Raw genomic sequence first — 252 nt, forward strand, 5'->3', positions numbered from 1 at the left:
GTTCGCGATAATCACGCCCTCGCGCTGCTGCGATTCGATGTTGCGCGTCAGCAGTCGCGCGCCGATACAGCGCTTGATGCGCGAGATCTGCGACTCGACCAGCGCGCGCTGGCCATACCCGTATTTGGGGTACGGCCAAGATTCGGTCGAATTGCTATCATAAGCCCTACGGTTATGAAGTCGATTCTCCTTATTCAATGGCAGCATAAGCCAATCAAGCCGTGAACGCCTCTCCGAACTGCCGTGCCCGCT

Annotated in this window: 1 pseudogene; it reads right to left on the reverse strand. The window is 57.5% G+C overall.

Annotation, left to right across the window (positions count from 1 at the left end):
* Positions 1–252 (reverse strand): annotated as a pseudogene (locus AB3X89_RS40745) (hypothetical protein); the annotation flags it as partial.

Source organism: Paraburkholderia sp. BR14320, assembly GCF_040948665.1.
GTDB lineage: Bacteria > Pseudomonadota > Gammaproteobacteria > Burkholderiales > Burkholderiaceae > Paraburkholderia > Paraburkholderia youngii.